The sequence below is a fragment of the Falsiroseomonas oryziterrae genome (assembly GCF_021864505.1).
In the GTDB taxonomy this organism is placed as follows: domain Bacteria; phylum Pseudomonadota; class Alphaproteobacteria; order Acetobacterales; family Acetobacteraceae; genus Falsiroseomonas; species Falsiroseomonas oryziterrae.
In genome coordinates, this window is the sequence record NZ_JAKJIB010000674.1 from 1 (window position 1) to 705 (window position 705).

The window sequence follows — 705 nt, forward strand, 5'->3', positions numbered from 1 at the left end:
CGATCTTTCGCGCGCCCAGTTCCTGGCCGAGGGGCTCCGGGCCGACGTCTCCGCCGCCCGCGCCTCCGTCGCGCAGCAGGAGGCGCAGCTGATCGGCGCGGAGGCCGCGCTGCGGACGGCCCGCGCGCAGGTCACCGCGGCCGAGGCCGCGCAGGCGCAGCGCAACGCCCAGCTCCAGCAGGTCGAGGTGGATCTGGCGAATGCGACGATCCGCGCGCCGATCGACGGCATCGTGGTCTCGCGCAACATCGACATCGGCCAGACCGTCGCCGCCAGCCTGCAATCGCCGATCCTGTTCCAGATCGCGGCCAGCCTCGACGAGATGGAGGTCTGGGCGACGGTGGACGAGAGCGACATCGGCCGCATCCGCCCGGGGCAGGAGGTGCAGTTCACCGTCGCCGCGCATCCCGGCGTGAATTTGCGCGGCACGGTGAAGGAGATCCGGCTGGCGCCGACCACGGTGCAGAACGTCGTCACCTACACCGTGGTCATCACGGCGCCGAACACCAACGGGCGCATGCTGCCCGGGATGACGGCGACGCTCCGCATCGTCACCGACCAGCGCCCGAGCGCGCTGCGCGTGCCGAACGCCGCGCTGCGCTGGCGACCCGCCGCCGCGGGTGGCGATGCGACGCCCACTACGCCCGGCGCCGGCCCGATCGAGCAGGCGCTGCGCGAGCTCGCCGACCTCACGCCGACCCTGCG

1 protein-coding gene is annotated in these 705 nt (G+C 73.5%); it reads left to right on the plus strand.

Going from position 1 to position 705, the window contains the following annotated elements; genetic code table 11:
• Nucleotides 1-705, plus strand: a 705-nt coding sequence (locus tag L2I40_RS24025; protein WP_237217854.1) for an efflux RND transporter periplasmic adaptor subunit, incomplete at both ends; no start/stop codon positions are given.